Consider the following 1,181-nt stretch of genomic DNA (forward strand, 5'->3'; position numbering starts at 1 on the left):
GCACGTCGTCGCCCGCGCCGCCCTTGAGCACGTCGTTGCCGTCGCGCCCCGCCAGCGTGTCGTTGCCGGCGCCGCCGTCCAGCGTGTCGTTGCCGGTCGAGCCGATCCGCGTGTCGTCACCGCCCGTACCTTGCTGCAGGCGGTTGAAGACCTCGGCCGCCGTCCAGATCGTGCCGTCGTCGAACTGCAGCTGCTGGACGGGGTTGTGGCTGTTGGCCGGGTTGTCGTTCTCGAGGAAATAGTTGATGACGAGCTTGTCGCTCGCCCCGGCAATGCCGATCTCCAGCGCGGTGTAGCGCGTCGTCTGGCTGTCGAAGGCGCGGCGCAACGTCAGGTTGGCCGTCGTGATGCCGACGCCGAGCTGCACGACGTTGAGGCGGCTGCCCGAGGTGTCGCCGCTGTACAGGATGGTGTCGACGCCGTCGCCGAGGCCAAACAGGTAGGTGTTGTTGCCGGTGCCGCCCGACAGGAAGTCGGTGCCGCCCTTGCCGATCAGCACGTCGTTGCCGCCCAGCGCGTTGAGCGTCTCGTCGGCCGCCGTGCCGGTCAGCGTGTCGGCCAGGTTGGTGCCGTTGACCGCCGCCGTCGCGGGCGGCGTGAACAGGTGGGCCGCGATGGCGGCGAGATCCCAGGCGGTGCCGTCGTCGAAGCGCAGCTGCTGGACCGGGTTGTAGGGGCTGGCGCTGTTGCCGCCCTGGAAGAAGTAGTTGATCAGCAGCCGGTCTTCGGTGCCGGCGATGGCGATCTCCAGCGACTCGTTGGCGCCGCCCTGGCTGCCGGTCAGGCGCCGCAGGACGATGTCGGTCGGCGCGATGCCGGCCTTGAGCTGCACGGTGTTGAGCTTGGCCGCCGTCGTGTCGTAGGTGTAGCCCACCGTGTCCTGGCCGTCGCCGCGGCCGAACAGGTAGGTGTTGTTGCCGGTGCTGCCGTCCAGCCAGTCGTTGCCNCGTGTCGTTGCCGGCCGCGCCGTCCAGCGTGTCGTGGCCGCGGCCGCCGCTGAGGCTGTCCGCGCCGCTGGAGCCGCGCAGGTTGTCGTCCGCCGTCGTGCCCTGGCCCAGCACGGCAAGGATGCCGCCGATGTTCCACGCCGTGCCGTCGTCGAAGCGGATCTGCTGGATGGGGTTGTAGGGGCTGCCGGGGTTGTCGTCCTGGAAGAAGTAGTTGATCAGCAGCCGGTCGCC

Annotated in this window: 1 protein-coding gene and 1 pseudogene; both read right to left on the reverse strand. The window is 69.7% G+C overall.

Going from position 1 to position 1,181, the window contains the following annotated elements:
• The coding region (locus ASD35_RS13365; RefSeq protein WP_304438201.1) for a calcium-binding protein at positions 1-946 on the reverse strand (946 nt) is incomplete at both ends.
• A 1-nt stretch (position 947) separates the two neighbouring features.
• Positions 948-1,172 (reverse strand): annotated as a pseudogene (locus ASD35_RS28555) (calcium-binding protein); the annotation flags it as partial.
• Positions 1,173-1,181: the final 9 nt, after the last annotated feature.

The sequence above is a fragment of the Pelomonas sp. Root1444 genome (assembly GCF_001426885.1).
GTDB lineage: Bacteria > Pseudomonadota > Gammaproteobacteria > Burkholderiales > Burkholderiaceae_C > Pelomonas.